This window comes from Paraburkholderia sp. Ac-20336 (assembly GCF_017105025.1).
In the GTDB taxonomy this organism is placed as follows: Bacteria; Pseudomonadota; Gammaproteobacteria; order Burkholderiales; family Burkholderiaceae; genus Paraburkholderia.
Window position 1 is genome coordinate 1 of the sequence record NZ_JAAGPS010000032.1, and the last position, 17,880, is coordinate 17,880.

The 17,880-nt window shown below is 64.7% G+C and carries 17 protein-coding genes and 1 tRNA gene; 8 read left to right on the forward strand and 10 right to left on the reverse strand.

The features are described 5' to 3' along the window. The 5 genes from GXB81_RS12495 to GXB81_RS12515 all read left to right on the forward strand — a co-directional run. Positions 1-677, forward strand: a 677-nt coding sequence (locus tag GXB81_RS12495) for a helix-turn-helix transcriptional regulator (protein WP_205989277.1), incomplete at its 5' end; no start/stop codon positions are given. Positions 678-917: 240 nt separating this feature from the next. Next, positions 918-2,324: an argininosuccinate lyase gene (gene argH, locus GXB81_RS12500; RefSeq protein ID WP_167284384.1), complete on the forward strand. Its 1,407-nt coding sequence runs from the start codon at positions 918-920 to the stop codon at positions 2,322-2,324. 475 nt (positions 2,325-2,799) lie between these two features. Beyond that, positions 2,800-3,300 (forward strand): energy transducer TonB, encoded by a 501-nt coding sequence (locus tag GXB81_RS12505; RefSeq protein ID WP_241016332.1) that lies wholly within the window; start codon positions 2,800-2,802, stop codon positions 3,298-3,300. A 449-nt stretch (positions 3,301-3,749) separates the two neighbouring features. Further along, complete coding sequence (locus GXB81_RS12510; protein WP_167036747.1) at positions 3,750-5,057, forward strand: MFS transporter; 1,308 nt, start codon at positions 3,750-3,752, stop codon at positions 5,055-5,057. A gap of 306 nt (positions 5,058-5,363) precedes the next feature. Next, positions 5,364-5,543 (forward strand): hypothetical protein, encoded by a 180-nt coding sequence (locus tag GXB81_RS12515; protein ID WP_167036744.1) that lies wholly within the window; start codon positions 5,364-5,366, stop codon positions 5,541-5,543. 26 nt (positions 5,544-5,569) lie between these two features. Here the strand turns inward: GXB81_RS12515 and GXB81_RS31760 are convergent, their stop codons facing one another. Together GXB81_RS31760 and waaC are read right to left on the reverse strand one after the other, a co-directional pair. Then, positions 5,570-5,704 carry a hypothetical protein gene (locus GXB81_RS31760; protein ID WP_275691474.1) on the reverse strand — a complete coding sequence of 45 codons (135 nt, stop codon included), beginning with the start codon at positions 5,702-5,704 and terminating at the stop codon, positions 5,570-5,572. A 598-nt stretch (positions 5,705-6,302) separates the two neighbouring features. Continuing rightward, complete coding sequence (waaC, locus tag GXB81_RS12520) at positions 6,303-7,307, reverse strand: lipopolysaccharide heptosyltransferase I (protein WP_167036741.1); 1,005 nt, start codon at positions 7,305-7,307, stop codon at positions 6,303-6,305. Positions 7,308-7,553: 246 nt separating this feature from the next. Between waaC and GXB81_RS12525 the strand changes: the two genes are divergently transcribed. Further along, complete coding sequence (locus tag GXB81_RS12525) at positions 7,554-9,161, forward strand: chloride channel protein (RefSeq protein ID WP_205989279.1); 1,608 nt, start codon at positions 7,554-7,556, stop codon at positions 9,159-9,161. Between the two features lie 287 nt (positions 9,162-9,448). Here GXB81_RS12525 and GXB81_RS12530 read toward each other — a convergent pair whose 3' ends face one another. The 6 genes from GXB81_RS12530 to map all read right to left on the reverse strand — a co-directional run bounded on the left by GXB81_RS12530 (position 9,449) and on the right by map (position 14,014). Continuing rightward, complete coding sequence (locus GXB81_RS12530) at positions 9,449-9,760, reverse strand: YXWGXW repeat-containing protein (protein WP_167036737.1); 312 nt, start codon at positions 9,758-9,760, stop codon at positions 9,449-9,451. A gap of 429 nt (positions 9,761-10,189) precedes the next feature. Beyond that, positions 10,190-10,444, reverse strand: a complete 255-nt coding sequence (minE, locus tag GXB81_RS12535; protein ID WP_094783024.1) for a cell division topological specificity factor MinE — start codon at positions 10,442-10,444, stop codon at positions 10,190-10,192. Between the two features lie 15 nt (positions 10,445-10,459). Further along, positions 10,460-11,275 carry a septum site-determining protein MinD gene (gene minD / locus GXB81_RS12540; RefSeq protein WP_167036735.1) on the reverse strand — a complete coding sequence of 272 codons (816 nt, stop codon included), beginning with the start codon at positions 11,273-11,275 and terminating at the stop codon, positions 10,460-10,462. 103 nt (positions 11,276-11,378) lie between these two features. Beyond that, positions 11,379-12,233, reverse strand: coding sequence for a septum site-determining protein MinC (gene minC, locus GXB81_RS12545; protein ID WP_167036732.1), 855 nt, complete (start codon positions 12,231-12,233; stop codon positions 11,379-11,381). Between the two features lie 293 nt (positions 12,234-12,526). Further along, entirely contained in the window at positions 12,527-13,057 is a 531-nt protein-coding gene (locus tag GXB81_RS12550) for a GNAT family N-acetyltransferase (RefSeq protein WP_167036729.1), read from the reverse strand. A 171-nt stretch (positions 13,058-13,228) separates the two neighbouring features. Continuing rightward, complete coding sequence (gene map / locus GXB81_RS12555; protein ID WP_205989280.1) at positions 13,229-14,014, reverse strand: type I methionyl aminopeptidase; 786 nt, start codon at positions 14,012-14,014, stop codon at positions 13,229-13,231. 421 nt (positions 14,015-14,435) lie between these two features. Between map and GXB81_RS12560 the strand changes: the two genes are divergently transcribed. Continuing rightward, a complete protein-coding gene (locus GXB81_RS12560) occupies positions 14,436-15,977 on the forward strand; it encodes a methyl-accepting chemotaxis protein (RefSeq protein WP_205989281.1) in 1,542 nt (513 codons plus the stop codon). Positions 15,978-16,056: 79 nt separating this feature from the next. On the opposite strand, the gene GXB81_RS12565 is transcribed toward GXB81_RS12560, so the two are convergent. Further along, on the reverse strand, positions 16,057-16,968 hold the full coding sequence (locus GXB81_RS12565; RefSeq protein ID WP_167284381.1) for a LysR family transcriptional regulator: 912 nt from the start codon (positions 16,966-16,968) through the stop codon (positions 16,057-16,059). Positions 16,969-17,070: 102 nt separating this feature from the next. Here GXB81_RS12565 and GXB81_RS12570 point away from each other — a divergent pair, with 102 nt between their 5' ends. Continuing rightward, positions 17,071-17,496, forward strand: a complete 426-nt coding sequence (locus GXB81_RS12570) for an ester cyclase (RefSeq protein ID WP_167036685.1) — start codon at positions 17,071-17,073, stop codon at positions 17,494-17,496. A gap of 161 nt (positions 17,497-17,657) precedes the next feature. On the opposite strand, the gene GXB81_RS12575 is transcribed toward GXB81_RS12570, so the two are convergent. Beyond that, positions 17,658-17,748 (reverse strand) — tRNA-Ser (locus tag GXB81_RS12575). Positions 17,749-17,880 lie beyond the last annotated feature (132 nt).

Sequence of the window (17,880 nt, forward strand, 5' to 3'; positions counted from 1 at the left end):
CCACGCCCGGTCTGCGGCGCGAGGAAGTCGCGCAACTGTGCGGCGTGAGCCCGACCTGGTACACGTGGATCGAGCAGGGCCGGCCCGTGTCCGCTTCCGCCGACGCGCTCGCGCGCATCGCGGTCGCGTTGCAGCTCTCGCGCGCCGAACGCGCCTATCTGTTCGAACTGGCCGCGCAGCGCGATCCGGCCGAGCCCGACCCGGCCGCCGCCGATGCGCCCGCCACGCTGCTGCAAACCGTGCAGCTCGTCAGCTCGCCGGCCTACGTGCTCGACCGGCAGTGGAATGCGCTCGCCTGGAACGAGCGCGCGGCCGAGCTGTTCGTCGGCTGGCTCGACGGCGCGCACGACCGCAATCTGCTGCGCTACACGTTCACCGAGCCGGCCGCGCGCGCGTTGATCGTCGATTGGGAAACGCGCGCGCGGCGGCTGGCGGCCGAATTCCGCGCCGACTCGATCCGCCATCTGAGCGATGCGCCGACGCACGCGCTGATCGATGCGCTGTCCGCCGCGAGCGACGAGTTCGCGCGTTACTGGGCCTCGCAGGACGTCGGCGGCCGCGAGGGCGGACGGCGCGAGTTCAATCATCCGCGCGACGGGCGCCTCGTTTACGACCAGATCACGTTCAAGCCCGCGCATCGCGAGGATCTGAAGCTGGTGGTACTGGTGCGGGAGTAGGCTGGCGGCTACCCGTCGCGGCGCAGCCTCAAGCGCGCGCCCATCGCCGCTGCGCCGTTCGCCGTGCTCCTGCCCCGTCTTGAGCGCCCACGCCCGGTGTTAAAATCGTCGTTTCTCCTCGCTGCGGCGCGGCCTTCGGGCCACTCAGCCAGGCTTGCCGTCAGCCGCTTTACCGCCCGATCAACGGCCGCTTCATTGCGGCCTGGTTTCCATTTAACTGCCGCTTAACCGCCCAACACCATGACGTCCCAATTGCACAAAAAAGGCGAAGCCTGGTCGGCTCGCTTCTCGGAGCCGATGTCGGAGCTCGTCAAACGCTATACGTCGTCGGTTTTCTTCGATAAGCGTCTCGCGTTCGTCGACATCGAAGGGTCGCTCGCGCACGCCTCGATGCTCGCCGCGCAGAAGATCATCTCCGCCGACGACCTCGCCGCGATCCAGCGCGGCATGGCGCAGATCAAGGGCGAAATCGAGCGCGGCGAGTTCGAATGGCAACTCGATCTCGAAGACGTGCACCTGAACATCGAAGCGCGCCTGACCGCGCTGATCGGCGACGCCGGCAAGCGCCTGCACACGGGCCGCTCGCGCAACGACCAGGTCGCGACCGACATCCGCCTGTGGCTGCGCGGCGAGATCGACCGCATCGGCGGACTGCTCACCGAACTGCGCACGGCGCTGCTCGACATCGCCGAGAAAAATGCCTCGACCATCATGCCGGGCTTCACGCACCTGCAAGTTGCACAGCCGGTCACGTTCGGCCATCACCTGCTCGCCTACGTCGAGATGTTCTCGCGCGACGCCGAGCGCATGATCGACTGCCGCAAGCGCGTGAACCGTCTGCCGCTCGGCGCGGCGGCGCTTGCCGGCACCAGCTATCCGATCGACCGTCACGCGGTGGCGAAGACGCTCGGCTTCGACGGCATCTGCGCGAACTCGCTCGACGCCGTCTCCGACCGCGACTTCGCGATCGAATTCACGGCGGCTTCCGCGCTCGTGATGACGCACGTGTCGCGCTTCTCCGAAGAACTCGTGCTGTGGATGAGCCCGCGCGTCGGCTTCATCGATCTGGCCGACCGTTTCTGCACCGGCTCGTCGATCATGCCGCAGAAGAAGAACCCGGACGTGCCCGAACTCGCGCGGGGCAAGACCGGCCGCGTGAACGGCCATCTGATGGCGCTGCTCACGCTGATGAAGGGCCAGCCGCTCGCGTACAACAAGGACAACCAGGAAGACAAGGAGCCGCTGTTCGACACGGTCGATACCGTTGCGGACACGCTGCGCATCTTCGCCGAGATGGTCGCCGGTATCACGGTCAAGCCCGACGCGATGCGCGCCGCGGCATTGCAAGGCTTCTCGACCGCGACCGATCTCGCCGACTATCTGGTCAAGCGCGGCCTGCCGTTCCGCGATGCGCACGAAGCGGTCGCGCTCGCGGTGCGCGTGTGCGCCGATCGCGGCTGCGATCTCGCGGACCTGACGCTCGACGAAATGCGCGGCGAATTGCCGAACGTCGCGCATCTGATCGGCGAGGATGTGTTCTCGTATCTGACGCTCGAAGGCTCGGTGGCGAGCCGCAATCATCCGGGCGGCACGGCGCCCGAGCAGGTGCTGGCCGCAGTGAAGGCCGCGCGCGAAGCGCTGAAGTAAGCGATGCCCGACGAGGCCACGGGCGTGAGCTTGTGGTCTCGCGGGAATCCGCGTGCGGCATGGACCTGTATTACACGAACATGCAGCACGGACATGCAGAAGGCGAACCCCGCAGGCGGGTTCGCTTTTTTTTCGCCTGCGTCTGGCGGACTCCACGCCAGCCACCGAAGCGGCAAGTGAGGCGGCCAGCGAAGACAAAAGAAAGCCCGCGTAAAGCGGGCTGAAAAGACTTCCACCGATGCCTCGTTGAAGAGGCCATCAAAGTGTAGGCGCGTTTGATCCATCGACCAATTCGCGGATATTTCCGGCCATTACATCGACGTGCCATACATCACACAGCGACCACGCAACGACCGCGTAGCGGGTGAACGCCGATTGAATACCGGTGGTTTTTGACTACCATCGAATCAGGCCCTCTTCGCGCTGTTCCCCGACGATGCTTTCCCGTCTCCCCGCCCTTCCGCGTCGCCGCGCGATGCAATGCCTGCCATGCATCCGACGCTCGTCGCATACGTCGCGCGTGCTGCTCGCCGCGCTGAGCGCCGCCGTGCTCGCCGGCTGCACGATCACCTCGCTGATGCCGCGCGAAACCGTCAACACGCCGCTCGCCGCGATCAACAGCGCGACGCTCGATCAATACCGCGACGCGGTCGCGCGGCGCATCGTCGAGCGCAATTCCTCGTATGTGCTGCAAGGCAAGCCGCAGGCGATGCTGCGCTCGCTCGTGGTGGTGTCGTTTACAGTCGATCGTAACGGACGCATCGTCGAGTCGTCGGTCTATCGCTCCAACGGCGACGACGAAGCCGAAAGCACGGCCCTCGCCACGCTGCGCCGCTCGGCCCCGCTGCCCTTACCGCCGGGCAAGCTGCTGAACAGCCGCGGTCAGCTCGAACTGTTCGAGGACTGGCTCTTCAACGACAACGGCAAATTCCAGTTGCGCGAGTTGGCCGCGCCGCAAGCGGAATCGCTTGAGTAGGCGTTTGCGCCGCGGTTTTGCGTCACTGCGTTTTGCTTTTCCGCGTTTTGCTTTTCCGCGTCTTGCTTCTCCGTACTCTGCGCTACCGTGCCTTGCTCCGCGATGCATTGCGTCATTGCGCGTTGCCTCATTGCGCTTCACTTCGCCCGACGCCGCGCAGCATCGCGTACGACTACGACAATCTGCCGCCCCCCCCGGGTAGTGCGCCTGGTAGTGCGTCGCATCGCGCGCCGCCACAACCTTACGCCGCCATTGCTGCGCGCCGGCCGCGCTCGCTATAATTTCCGATCCCCTGCGCCGGCAGCATCCGGCATGGCTCACGCCGCCCGCACACCCGCCGGCGCGGCGGGCAAGCCCTCAGAATTTCAACACGGACACCGCGCGAGCGCATGCCGCCTGCTCCAGCAGCCGCATTGCGCCCCACGGCTTTACGACATAGGGAGACCTGCATGTCCATTTCGCCGATTTCCGCGGCTCAGCCTGCAAGCGGGCAAAACAGCAGCGCGCGAATCATCTTCGCGAGCTTTATCGGCACCGCGATCGAGTTCTACGACTTCTACGTCTACGCAACCGCCGCGGCGCTCGTCATCGGACCGGTATTCTTCCCGCATGGCTCGGCCACCGCGCAGGCGCTATCGGCGTTCGTCACGTTCGGCATCGCATTCGTCGCGCGGCCGATCGGCTCGTTCCTGTTCGGCCACTTCGGCGACCGCATCGGCCGCAAGTCGACGCTGGTGGCCTCGCTGCTCGTCATGGGCCTCTCGACCACGCTGATCGGCTTCGTGCCGGGTTACGACGCGATCGGCAGCCTCGCGCCGATTCTGCTGTGCATCCTGCGCTTCGGCCAGGGCATCGGCCTCGGCGGCGAATGGGGCGGCGCCGCGCTGCTCGCCACCGAAAACGCGCCGGCCGGCAAGCGCGGCTGGTTCGGCATGTTCCCGCAATTGGGGCCGTCGATCGGCTTTCTCGCGTCGAACGGCCTGTTCTTCGCGCTCGCGCTGTCGCTCTCCGACGAGCAGTTCCGCAGCTGGGGCTGGCGCGTGCCGTTCATCGTCAGCTCGGTGCTGGTCGCGCTCGGCCTCTATGTGCGCCTGAAGATCGCCGAAACACCCGCGTTCAAGGCCGCCATCGAGCGCAAGGAACGCGTGCGCGTGCCGATCGCGACGCTGCTCTCGCAGCACTGGGCGCCCACGCTGCTCGGCGCGCTCGCGATGGTGGTCTGCTACACGCTGTTCTACAACGCGACGACGTTCTCGCTGTCGTACGGCGTCGGGTCGCTGCATATTCCGCGGCAGACGTTCCTCGGCCTGCTGTGCATCGCGGTCGTGTTCATGGCGCTCGCCACGCCGCTGTCGGCGCGCGCGAGCGACCGCTTCGGGCGCAAGCCGGTGCTGATCGTCGGCATCATCGCGGCGATCCTGTCGGGCTTCACGATGGCACCGCTGCTCGGCAGCGGCGAAACGCTGCTCGTGCTGCTGTTCCTCGTGATCCAGCTGTTCCTGATGGGCGTGACGTTCGCGCCGATGGGCGCGCTGCTGCCGGAACTGTTCCCGACCAACGTGCGCTATACCGGCGCCGGCGTCGCTTATAACCTCGGCGGGATTCTCGGCGCATCGGTCGCGCCGTATATCGCCCAGGTGCTCGCCGCGCACGGCGGCCTGCCGTGGGTCGGCGCGTACGTGTCGGTCGCCGCGGCCGTGAGCCTGTTCGGCGTGCTGTGCATGCGCGAAACGCGCGATGAAAGCCTCATGAAATGAGGCAATGAGGTCGCGGCGCGCATCGGCGGAAATGTTCTTCCGCCGATGCGCGTATGCCGTTTTTCTCATACTGCCCTTTCGTACTGCCTCGCGCATCGTGACTCATGCGCGGCTGTTTTGGCGCTGCCGCTTCATGCTGCTTCTGCGCGCCGACATCACCGCCGACGCGCTCACGCACCCGGCCTTTGCGGCGCCCTCTCCCCTCCGCCCTTGGCGGCAGGCGGCTCGGTAAATCCCCCGCCTTGTACGTCTTTTCGACGTGCCTATACTCCCTGTCATAACCCTACGAAAAACAGGGAGACTCGCATGAACCTCCATCTTCACAATGCCGAGATCGTGACGATCATCGCGCTGGCCTTGCTCGGCGCGTTGCTGCTCGCGCTGCGCTTTCGCCCGGCGAGCTGGAAAGGCATCGTCGTCGAGGCGCTCGCGGCGAACGCCGCGGCCATCGCCGCGGTCATCGCATTCGAAATGCTCATGGCCTGAGTCCAGACCCGAGCCGCGCATCGCGCTCAACGGTAGTAGTAGCCGTGATGGTAGTAGCCTCCGCCGCCGTAGTAATAGCCCGGCGCCGGTGCGATGACGCAGCCGCCGAGTGCCGTTGCGAGGACCGTGCCGGCAACCAGAGTCAGAATCAAGCGTTTCATGTTGTTCTCCATCGAGTCAGTTTGATTCGAGTCGAAGCCCCGAATGACCCGATTGAACACGATCCGCCCCCGCGTGAACGTTGCCATTTGTAAGGGAAAATCACCGCGGTGTTACAGAACCGGCGGGGCCGATTCACGCCGCTGAAACGTATTCGACAAGCACTTGTCACTGAAGCGCGAGCACGTCGATATGGCGAAAAACAACGCCTATACTGCGTTGAGCGCGTCGATGTCGCGCCGGCATAGCGGCTGCCCCGCCGAGCGCGCCTGCACGCGCCTCGGCAGCGATTTCAGACACGACAGCGGGACCTTGGCGCGCGGTATCTCGCGAGTTTGCGATGAGGCCCGATCGCATCGCGCATGCAGACGGAACCGCATGAGCGTGGTGTAAGAACGGCATGACCGCCGCCCTGGCGCCCAACGAAAAGCGACAGATTTAACAGGCGTGTAATCGATTCCTCTACGCCCGTCGTTCCCCGACGCGGGCGTTTTTTAGAGGCGCGACGAGGCCATCCGGCTCGCAGGAGCGGATTGTGCGTCGCGCCTCACTTCTTTGGCGCAAACGTTTGCCAAACGACCCGGGAAAAACCGGCGGAATTCAGGCGGCAGCCGAATCGTCCTGCACCGCAAACGCGTCCGCGCCTGAGTGCACATAGTCGATCGCGTCGAGCGCCGCACTGATCGGCGGCACCGAGCGGCCGTCGCCGATCGAGGTCGAACGGAACGGCGCTTCGACGCCGCAATGCGACGGCGAGGTCGCCACGAAGATCATGACCGTGCGCTTCTGCAGCGCGTGCGCGAGATGGACGAAACCCGTATCCGTGCCGACGACGAGCGCGCACGCGTCGATCATCTGCGCGACTTCGGTCACGCTCATTTGCGGCAGCACGGTCGCGCCCGGCACTTGCGCCGCGATCTGCTCGGCCTCGGCACGTTCGCCAGGCGACCCCCAAGGCAGCACGACCTGAAAGCCGCGCTCGCCCAGCTTACGCCCCACCGCCACCCAATGACCGAGCGGCCACTTCTTGTCGTCCTTGGAGGTGGCATGAAAAAATGCCGCGACGGGCGCCTTGGTGCGCGCGAACGGCCGCGTGACCGGTTCGGGCAGACGCAGGTTGTAGATCGCCGGGCCGTCTACCTTGTAGCCGAGCGCCTCGCTCGCGCTGATGCGCATGCCATGCCATGCATTACCCTGGGGACGCGGACCGAAACGGCCCGTATACGCGAATGCGGCACCGCGCTCGCCCAGATCCTGGGATTGGTAACCGATGCGCTTCGACGAGCGCGCGAGAAACGCAATGATCGCGCTCTTGTAGACGCCGTGAATGTCGATGATGTAGTCGTAGCGATGCGCGCGCAGATCGGAAATCGATGCCCAGATTGCCTTGAAATCGCTCCAGCGGCGCGCTTTCTTGAACCGGCGCAGCGGCGCGCACAGCACGCGGTCGACGCCCTGGCTCCAGTGCACCAGATCCGCGAACGCCTCGTCGGCGGCCCAGTCGACCTGAACGCCGGGAAACGCGCGCTTGATATCGGCAACGACCGGCAGTGCCTGCACGATGTCGCCTAGTGAAGTGACCTTGACGATAAGGACTCGCTTCATTGAGGAACTGTTCGTTGTTCGAGATTCAAACCATTTTAGCTGACGATTCCGTCACACCCCTGCCAAACGCGCAACGGACACAGTCTGTCTCTTAATACCGTCTATTACACCGGGGGCGCGAAAAGTGTCGCCCCAGACTGTCCGCCCATGGCATTTCAAAAGGCTTTCCCAAATCCTGGGCCATGCGGTACGCCTTATACTCTTTCCTTTACGCCTGTCCGATCCCGCCCACCGCCAGCCGATTCCATGCCCCGGTCCTTCCCTTCCAGTCCATCCGTCCTCCTGCGCCGCGCGAAACGCCTGTGGCGGCAATACGGCATTTTCTGGCTCGGCGCGATCGCGGTCGGCCTCGTCGCGGTGCTGTACGCGCGGCTGATCGACTGGGGCTACGACGTGTTTCGCGGCGTGCAGCAACAGCATACGTGGGCGCCGCTCATCATCACGCCGGCGGTCGCGGCGCTCGCCGTGTGGCTCACGCGCACGTTTTTCCGCGGCGCCGAGGGCAGCGGCATTCCGCAGGTCATCGCAACGCTGCACACGAAGCCTGGCGCCTACGGCGCGCGGCTGCTCTCGGTGCGGCTTCTGCTCGGCAAGATCGGCGTGTCGTTTCTCGGGATTCTCGGCGGCTTCACGATCGGCCGCGAAGGACCGACCGTGCAGGTCGGCGCCGCGCTGATGTTCAATCTGCGCCGGCTCTATCCGCGCTCGAACGCGCAGATCGAACGGCAACTCGCGCTGGCGGGCGCGGCTGCGGGTTTGTCGGCGGCATTCAATACGCCGCTGGCCGGCATCGTGTTCGCCATCGAGGAACTGACGCGCAGCTTCGAAGCACGCGCGAGCGGTGTGCTGATTACCGCGATCATCATCGCTGGGGTGGTCGCGCTGGGCTTGAACGGCAACTACACGTATTTCGGCACGATCCAGATCGGCTCGCATTTCCCCGATCTGCTCGCGCTCGCGGTGCTGCTCACGGCACTCGTCACCGGTATCGCGGGCGGCGGGTTCGGCTGGCTGCTGCTCAATACCGCGCGCTGGATTCCGGCGCCGCTGCGCCAGTTGCACGGCGAGCGGCCGGTCGCGTTCGCCGCGCTATGCGGCTTCACGATCGCGGTCGTCGGGCTGCTGTCGGGCGGCGCGACGTTCGGCAGCGGTTATGCGGAAGCGCGCGGATTGCTCGACGGACACGCGCAATCGGTGTTCTATCCGTTCCTGAAGATGATCGCGCTGATCGGCTCATACCTGCCCGGCATTCCGGGCGGCATCTTCGCGCCGTCGCTGTCGATCGGCGCGGGTTTCGGCAATCTGCTGCACATGGTGTTCGACTCGATGCAATTGCCGATGCTGATTGCGCTCGCGATGGTCGGCTATCTGGCCGCCGTCACGCAATCGCCGATTACGTCGTTCGTGATCGTGATGGAGATGATCGACGGCCATGCGCTTGTGATTTCGCTGATGGCCACCGCGTTGATCGCGAGCCGCGTATCGCGTCTGTTTGCGCCGCCGTTGTACGAGTCGTTGGCGCGGCGTTATATGGCGCCGTTGCCGCAGCCTGCGCCCGCGCCTGATGTGCCCGAGGTTGAAGTCCCCAAGGTTGAAGTGCCCGAGCCGACGGCGGAAGAAAGCCCCGAGGTCGATGCTGCCATGGCCAAAGCCGACGGCACTCACGGCGAGCAACCGGCAACGGACGCACAGGTGCAAGCCCCGGAGAGCGCAACTCGAAACACCGCGACGAATGGCGCTGCGAATGTCCCGGCAAACGGCGCTGCGAGCACCGTGGCGGACACCGCCGCGAACGCCGTCGCGCCAACCTCGACAGACCTCGCGAACGGCGCCTCCGACACCCCGCGTCAATAAACCACGACGCGCGGCGCATGCACATACACCGGCCGCGCGGGGACGACGACGCAACCGGCCAGCATCACCGCGAGCGCTGCGAGCACGAGCAAATTCTTTTTCATCGGATAGTTCTCCACACTCCCAGGCGCGCGATCGCCGGCGCCTGTGTTATCGATCAAACGGGAAAATGCGCTGAAGACGCGACGCGAGCGGTATCGAACGCCGCCGCGTCGCCAATGCATGCGTTTTTGCGTGCGGCTTCGCGTTCGCCCATGCGTTCGCTGCCACGCACGCGACTGCGGTCGTTACGCCCAATGCCCCGCAATCCAGCGGTAGTTCGGACCATGCTCGACCCAGTGACCCGGCACCCAGTGATAGCCGACGCGTTCGGCCTGCCAGTGGCCGACGACCCACACGTAGCGGCCATGATCCCAGCGCCAGTGACCGTGATCCCACACGTAGCCGACCCGCGGCGCGGGCACGGCCTCGAAGCGGACCGGCGGCGGCGCGGACGGCGCGACGATGACGACTTCCTCGGCCGAAGCCGACGCCATCGCGGCAGCGCCGGCGGCGATCAGAACGGTGTTGGCAAGCAGCAGGCGAAAGGTTCTGTTCATGATCTCCCTCTTGGGTTGAACACCGGATGCGGCGTTACCGGTTTAATGCGCGAGGGCTCCGGGCGGCTGACGAGCCGCGTGTAACGGTGCACGCTGAAATGCAACGGATTATTTCGATCGGAGAATCGGGCGCGGCGAGCGCCGCCAGGGTCAGGCGGGAGAGAAGCGGAAAGCCGATGACCGAAGGAGTTTCAGCGAGACAACGGTGAGGGAAGACTCGGAGAGAAGGTCTGCACATGAGCATCAGCACGATGCGTCTACATGACCACCGCATGTGCATGCCTATGCGAGCGCAAACAACAAACGGGAAGCAACAAACGAAAAGCGCCGCACAGCATCGCATTGAATCAACACGACACCATGCAGCGCATTTGCGGCGATACAAACCGGCCGCTCACCGGCGGCCAGGCAAACCCACCCGCGGAACGATCAGACCTGCGGTATTTCGATCTTGACTTCGAGCACCTCGAGATCGTCCTGACGCTCGAGACTCACACGAATATCGTCGTCGGAAATCTTCACGTACTTCGAGATCACGGCCACCAGTTCGCGTTGCAACGCAGGCAGATAATCGGCGGGCGCATGGCCGCCGGCGCGCTCGTGCGCGATGATCAACTGCAGGCGTTCCTTCGCTACCGACGCGGACTTCTTTTTCTCGCCCAGCAAAAACGAAAGAATCGACATTACGTGCGTCCCCCCTTACTTGGTGCCGAAGAGGCGCTGCAGCAGCCCGGGCTTCTGGTAATCGACAAAGCGGAGCGACTTCTGCTCGCCGAGGAAACGCGACACGACGTCCTTATAGGCTTCGGCCACATCGGTGCCGTCGAGGTGCACGGCCGGCAGACCCTGGTTCGACGCGTGCAGCACGGCTTCCGACTCGGGAATCACGCCGATCAGGTCGATGCGCAAGATTTCCTGGATATCGGTCAGCGAAAGCATTTCGCCTTCGTTCACGCGCTTCGGGTTGTAGCGCGTAATCAGCAGATGCTCCTTGATCGGCTCCTTGCCCTCGATCGCGCGCTTGGTCTTCGACGAGAGAATGCCGAGAATGCGGTCCGAGTCGCGCACCGACGACACTTCCGGATTCGTCACGATCAGCGCTTCGTCGGCGAAGTGCATCGCGAGCAGCGCGCCCGATTCGATACCGGCCGGCGAATCGCAGACGATGTATTCGAAGTCCATCGCGATCAGGTCGTTGATGACCTTCTCGACGCCCTCCATCGTCAGCGCATCCTTGTCGCGCGTCTGCGACGCCGGCAGGATGAACAGGTTCTCGCACTTCTTGTCCTTGATCAGCGCCTGGTTCAGATTCGCTTCGCCCTGGATCACGTTGATCAGGTCGTACACGACCCGGCGCTCGCAGCCCATGATGAGGTCGAGGTTGCGCAGGCCGACGTCGAAGTCGATCACGGCAGTCTTGCTGCCACGCAATGCGAGGGCCGATGCAAAACTCGCGCTCGTGGTCGTCTTGCCCACGCCACCCTTGCCCGAAGTCACCACAATGATTTTTGCCATTACCCTTACCTTGTGTTCGTCAAATGCGTCAATTATGTGCGGCTTTTTCCCGTGAAACGCGGTGTGCCGGACTACCCCCGGGGCAGCACGCGCGTCGCCTCTCTCAGGTGAGCCGCAACGGTTCGATCATCAGTTTTTCTTGTTCGAGCCAGATCTGCACCGGCTTGCCGAGCACGTCGGCCGGCAGCGGGTTCTCGGTCGTTCGATAGATGCCCGCGATCGAGATCAGTTCCGGTTCGAGACACGTGCAGAAAATGCGCGCGTCGTGATTGCCCTGCACGCCGGCCAATGCCCGGCCGCGCAGCGGCGCGTAAATGTGGATGTTGCCTTCCGCGATCACCTCGGCGCCGTAGCTCACGAGACCGAGCACGACGAGGTCGCCCTTGGCGTAGATGCGCTGGCCCGAGCGCAGCGGCTTGTCGATCACCATGGTTTGCGGCGAGGCGGCGAGCCGCGCGGATTCAGCGGCGGCCGCCGGGTCGAGCGTGGTGCCTACGCCAGCGGCAATGGACGCGGTGGCCGTGGCGGTTGCGGTGTTCGTCGCGGTATCTGCCGCCGTGCCTGCTGTCGCGCTTGCCGCTACGCCGGCACTCACGTTTGCCGCCGTGCCCTCTTCGTCGCCCTGCTTCGCCGCGGCGCCGCGCCGGTCGCGCGCTTCGAGCAGCGGCAAGGCGGTTTCGGTCGCCCACGCTTGCGCCGCATGGGCGACCACGCCGACCGGCCGCATGCGCACGCTGTCGAGCAGTTGCGCGATGTCGACGAGCGGCACGCGTTCGTTTTCGGCGAGACGCCGCACGTCGATCGCGACGACGTCGTTAGCGAAGAATTCGGGGGTCGCCTCGAAGCGCCGCGTCAGTTCGGCGCGCATCGCGTCGAGGTCGGTCGTTTTGACCACGAACATGAGCGTGTCGACAGAGCCGCTGCGAAGTTCGAAAAAAGGCGATTTCTTGGGCGACATAGCGTTCGGCAAAAAATTTTGCGTATTTTACAGGCGTACACGCGCCCGGCCAGTTTTTTTGCCGGGAGAATCTGCTGTCGCGCGCGTGGCGCGGCGCAGCGCCCGATACGCGCCGCCACACGTCTCGCGCAAGACATATCGCGCAAGACATGCGCGAACGACGGCAACACCGTGGCGCGGCCGCAATCGTGGACGAGACAAAAGAAATTGGCGCACCGGACATGCGCGCCGGAGACATCTCGAAGCAGCGCGACGCAGAGGCAGGCGGCCTGCTGGCACGCCGCTCGCGAGCGCTACCCGTGCGTGTGCGAGGTGGCGCTCACGTGTCGCACCAGCAGGCTTTCGGCCTGCTCGGGCGCGCGCACGACGCGCCGGTGCTCGCCGGCGGGACCGAAGCCGAGCGCTTCGTAAAAGCGCATCGCGTTGCGGTTCGCGTCGGCAACCCATGCGTAGATTTCGGTGGCGCTCGCGCTCGCGAGCCAGTTGCTCGCGGTATCGACGAGCAGTTCGCCACCGCGCAGATGACGCACCGCCGGCGCCACCCATAGTTCGCAGACGAACGCGCGGCGCGCCGCGGTGTCCTCGAAATGCGCTTCGATCAGCCCGGCTGGATGACCCTCGGTGTAGAGAATGAAGGTGCCGACGGCCGGCGAAACCGCGTGCTCGGCCGCGGTGGCATCGAAGCTGGCGGCGTCGGCCGACAACGCGTCCTCGAGTGTCGCGCCGAAGGCATAGGGCGCCTCCCGCAGCGACGCAGTACGGAGTTCGCGAAAAACGGCGCCCTGCTCAGCGGTGATGCGGCGAACGGTCAGTGACGGACTCATGCAGACAAAAACCCCTTGAAACCCTAACGCGTAGCTTTAACCGAACCGGCACGCGAGTCAAATTATTATTGACCAGAACAGCCGCGCGCGCGACGTGTTCGCCTCGCATGCGAACCATGCAGGCCACTCTCGATACGGCCCGCATGCGCTGCAATCTGGCATGCGGCGCGCTCACGGCGCCTCGTAGCGGCCGGTGCCGTCCGGCCACGGTGTGAGCAGTTCGTAGCCGTCCTCGGTCACGGCAACCATGTGCTCCCATTGCGCCGAGAGCGAGCGGTCCTTCGTGACCACGGTCCAGCCGTCGCGCTGCACGCTCGTGCCGGCGCGGCCCGCGTTGACCATCGGCTCGATCGTGAAGACCATGCCCGGCTTCAGGCGCACGCCCTGCCCCGGCTGGCCGTAGTGCAGCACCTGCGGGTCCTCGTGATAGACGCGGCCGATGCCGTGCCCGCAGTAGTCGCGCACGATCGAAAAACCATCGCGCTGCGCGACCTTCTGGATCGCGTGGCCGACGTCGCCGAGCGTCGCGCCCGGCTTCACCTCGCGCATGCCGGCGACCATCGCCTCGTAAGTCGTGTCGATCAGCTGACGCGCGACCGGGCTCGGCTGGCCGACGCAGTACATGCGGCTCGTGTCGCCGAAATAGCCGTCCTTGATGATCGCGACGTCGATGTTGATGATGTCGCCGTCCTTGAGAACCTCGTTGCGGTTCGGAATGCCGTGGCACACCACGCTGTTGACCGAGGTGCAGACGGTCTTCGGAAAGCCCAGATAACCGACGTTGGCCGGAATCGACTTCTGCGTGTTGACGATGTAGTCGTTGCACAGCGCGTCGAGTTCGTCGGTGGACACGCCGGCCTTGACGTGCTCGCCGATCATTGCCAGCACGTCGGCCGCGAGGCGGCCGGCAATGCGCAGCCTCGCGATATCGTCGGGAGTCTTGTAGGTAATGGCCATGAATTCAGTCGATGTGGGTCGGATGGATTTCGAATGTTCGACGACGTCGTGCCGCCGCGAGCGAAGCGGCCGATCCTGCTCGCGCCAGCGGTCGATCGTGTCAATTGTACAGAGGATCGCGCGGCCCCCCTGGCAAAACCGGGCAAAACGACCTGCGCGGCGGTGAACCATTCGAGACGCGTCGTCGCGCCGGAGCCCGGAATAAATCAGTATCGCTTAGCAGTCCGTTCGGCTTGCCGGGGCGGGCCGAGCATCTCGGCGACCCGCAGGCGGACCCACGGCGAGGTGCCTTAACTTCGCCACCAGACCTAAATAGATCGCGTCGAAATGCCGTTATATGCCGTTATTCATTCCACTGGTGTCGTTTTGTTTCATTAAAGGAACGAGACGACGATTACGGCAACCCGAACGCTCCCTTCCGATGAAAAATCTCACGCTCAACGCACGCATCGCCGCCACGATCGCGTTCCTCGCCCTGCTGCTGATCGCGACCGGCGCGATCGGCATCGTCGGCATGGCCCAAAGCAATCGCGCGCAGCGCGACGCCTATGCGGTGCATTACGCGTCGGTCGTCGTGCTCGGCAAGTCCGGCACGGCGATGTCGCGCGCTCGCTACGGGCTCGACTGGGCGATGGCCAATCCGCACTCGCCGCAGCTTGCGATGCAGCTCGATCGCGCGAACAGCCTGCTCGTGGAATCCGACCGTCACTGGGCCGAGTTCCGCGCCTTGCCGAAGAGCGCCGAACTCGCGGCCCTCACCGCCGACCTCGACACGAAACGCAGTGCCGTGCGCCACGACGGCATCGACAAGCTGATCGAGGCGATCCGCGGCGGCGACACGGGCTGGATGGACGAAAGCCGCGCGCAGCACCTGATCGCGCTCTACAGCGCGATGAACGAGAGCCAGGGCAAGCTCGAAAGCTATCTCGACGCGCAGGCGACCGAGGCCGGCGCGCGCTCCAACGCGCTCTTTCGCGCGATGCTCGCGACCTGCGCGGCAAGCATCGTGCTGGCGCTTGCGGTCGCGTTCCTGAGCTGGCGCTCGCTGCGCCGCGCGATCATGACGCCGCTCGCGAGCGCGCTGCATCAGTTCGACGCGATCGCGGCGGGCGATCTGCGCACGCGCGCGGCGGCGCACGCGAACGACGAAATGGGCACGCTGCTGCGCGCGCTCGCCGCGATGCAGACGCGTCTGCTCGGCACGGTCACGTCGGTGCGCTCGGGTTCGACGGCGATCGCCTCGGCCACGCAGCAGATCGCGGCGGGCAATCAGGACCTCTCGCAACGCACCGAGGAACAGGCGGCCTCGCTTGGCGAAACGGCATCCGCGATGGAACAGATCACCGCGACCGTGCAGCTCAACGCGAGCCATGCCGAGCAGGCCAGCACACTCGCGCGCGGCGCGTCGGACCTCGCCGCGCACGGCCGCGACGCGGTCGGCAGCATGATCGAAACGATGCGCGCGATCCACACGGGTTCCGCACAGATGACGGGCATCATCGGCACGATCGAGAGCATCGCGTTCCAGACCAACATCCTCGCGCTCAACGCGGCCGTCGAAGCCGCGCGCGCCGGCGACGAAGGCCGCGGCTTCGCGGTGGTGGCCGGCGAGGTGCGCAGCCTCGCGCAACGCTCGGCGGCCGCGGCGCGCGAGATCGGCGCGCTGATCGCCGATTCGACCTCGCGCGTCGAACGCGGCGCGGGCCTCGTCGAAGACGCGGGCGGCACGATGCAGCAGATCGAGGCGGCGATTGCACGCGTGACGGGCATCGTCGGCGAGATCGCGCAGGCTTCGCGCGAGCAGAGCGACGGGATTCAGCAGGTGGGACTCGCGATCACGCAGATGGACGAAGTGACGCAGCAGAACGCGGCGCTCGTCGAGGAAAGCGCGGCGGCGGCGGCATCGCTGGCGGATCAGGCGCGCGCCTTGAGCGAGTTGATGGAAGGGTTCAAGGTGGCGTGAGGGCCGCCGCCGCGGGACTCGAAACGCGGATTCGAGCCTCGTGGTGTGGGCCAGCCAGCCTCGACCGAGGCTGGCGGAATCAGCGGGCCTGCGCCGGGTTCGACGACGTTTCCAGGTTCGTTGCGAGGCCCATTTCCAGGCTTTCCTGGAGCAGCGAAACGAGCGGCGGGATCATGTGCTGAATTTCGGTCCGGTCGCCCATTACTTCGACTTTGATCGGCGGTAGCGCAGGCCAGTTTCTCGACGCCGGCATGACCCGCATGCCGTCCCGCACCTGCGAGCGGCTCAGCACCGTCACCCCCAGGCCGCCAAGGATCGCCGCCTGCATGCCGCCCAGATTGCTGACCGTGCAGGTAGGGGTCCATTCGCGCCGCGCCGACGCGAGCGAGTCGGCAATGATCTCGCGATAGATGCAGGGCGGCTGCATCATGACGAGCTTCGCGGGATAGCGGGGTTCGTCGCGAAAACCGGCTCCGGCGACCCACACTAGCGGCTCGCTCCAGACGACCCGGCTACGCCGCGCCGACGTTTTGCCGATGACCCCAACGATGGCGACATCGAGCTTTTTCTGTTCGAGGGCTTTCAGAAGGTGCTGGCTCGAATCGGTCGTCAGCTCGAGCTGCACGTCACGGTAGAGACTCTTCAGGCGCGCGAGAAAATTCGGCAACTGCGCCTGTAGCAGATTTTCCGCCACGCCAAGCCGCAGAACAGACACGTTGGGCGGCTCGAATACTTCGCGCAGAAAGCTCTCGTATTGATCGAGCAGCCGCCTCACGGCAACCAGAACGCGCTCGCCGTCGCGCGTCAGCGTGAGCGAGCGGCTGGTCCGCTCGAACACGCGCATCTGCAGCGCCTCTTCGAGACGCAGAATTTTCTGGCTGACAGCCGATTGCGTGCGGCCGACCCGTTCCGCGGCGGCCGTGAAACTACCCGCCTCGGCAACGGCGACAAAAGCTCTCAGCAGGTCCATTTCGAGGTCGGGAAGTTTCATCTATCTATAAGTATCGCTACTTGATCCTATAAGTCTTATTCGTTTGATTTCTTCATTATAGAGGCGGATATTACCTCATCACCTCGTTTTACTGGAGAAAAAATGAGCAAGCGAAATTCTGTTTCGATCGTCGAGGCTTTCTGGCGAGAAGTATGGCAAGGCAAGAATCCCGAGGCCGCCGATCGGCTCGTCGCGGAAGACTTTGCGATCACGTCGGGCGGCACGGTAATCGGCCCTCGCGAAACGTTCAAGCAGTGGGTCGGCGCGTTCCTCACCTCGATCGACGACTTCAACTTCGAAATCGTCGAGATGTTTCAGAACGAAGCGGGAGACCGTGTCGCGACCCGCTGGGCGGTCACGGGCAAGAACAACGGCGTGATGGGCGCCGAGCCGTGCGGGTCGCCGATTTACATGACCGGGACCGCGGTGATTCATGTCCGCGAAGATGGGTTGCTTCAGCACAACTGGGTCGAGCGTAATGCGCTGGAGGTGCATCGGAGCCTGCTCAAGCGCGCAGAGGCGAGCTAGACGCGTGGTTCGTGTTTGTGCTTCGTTTTGATGAGGCGGTCTCTGGTTTCCAGCAGTTTTTAAACGCAACACCACCTTGAATCGAGCAAGGTGATGCGCCAGGAACTGGAGACTAAAAAGCAAAAACCCCGTAAGCCTGAGGCTTACGGGGTTTTCTAATTTGGCGGAAAGGGTGAGATTCGAACTCACGGTACGGTATAACCGTACACTGGATTTCGAGTCCAGCGCATTCGACCACTCTGCCACCTTTCCGGGTATTCCAACTCGCAGTGCGACTTCAACTTCCTGCTACTGCTTCGCCAGATCCAAGCGGGTCGTTGCTTGGGAGAACAAGATTATAGAACAGCTCGAGCCTGTTTTCCAAGCCTTTCGCCGAAAATTTTT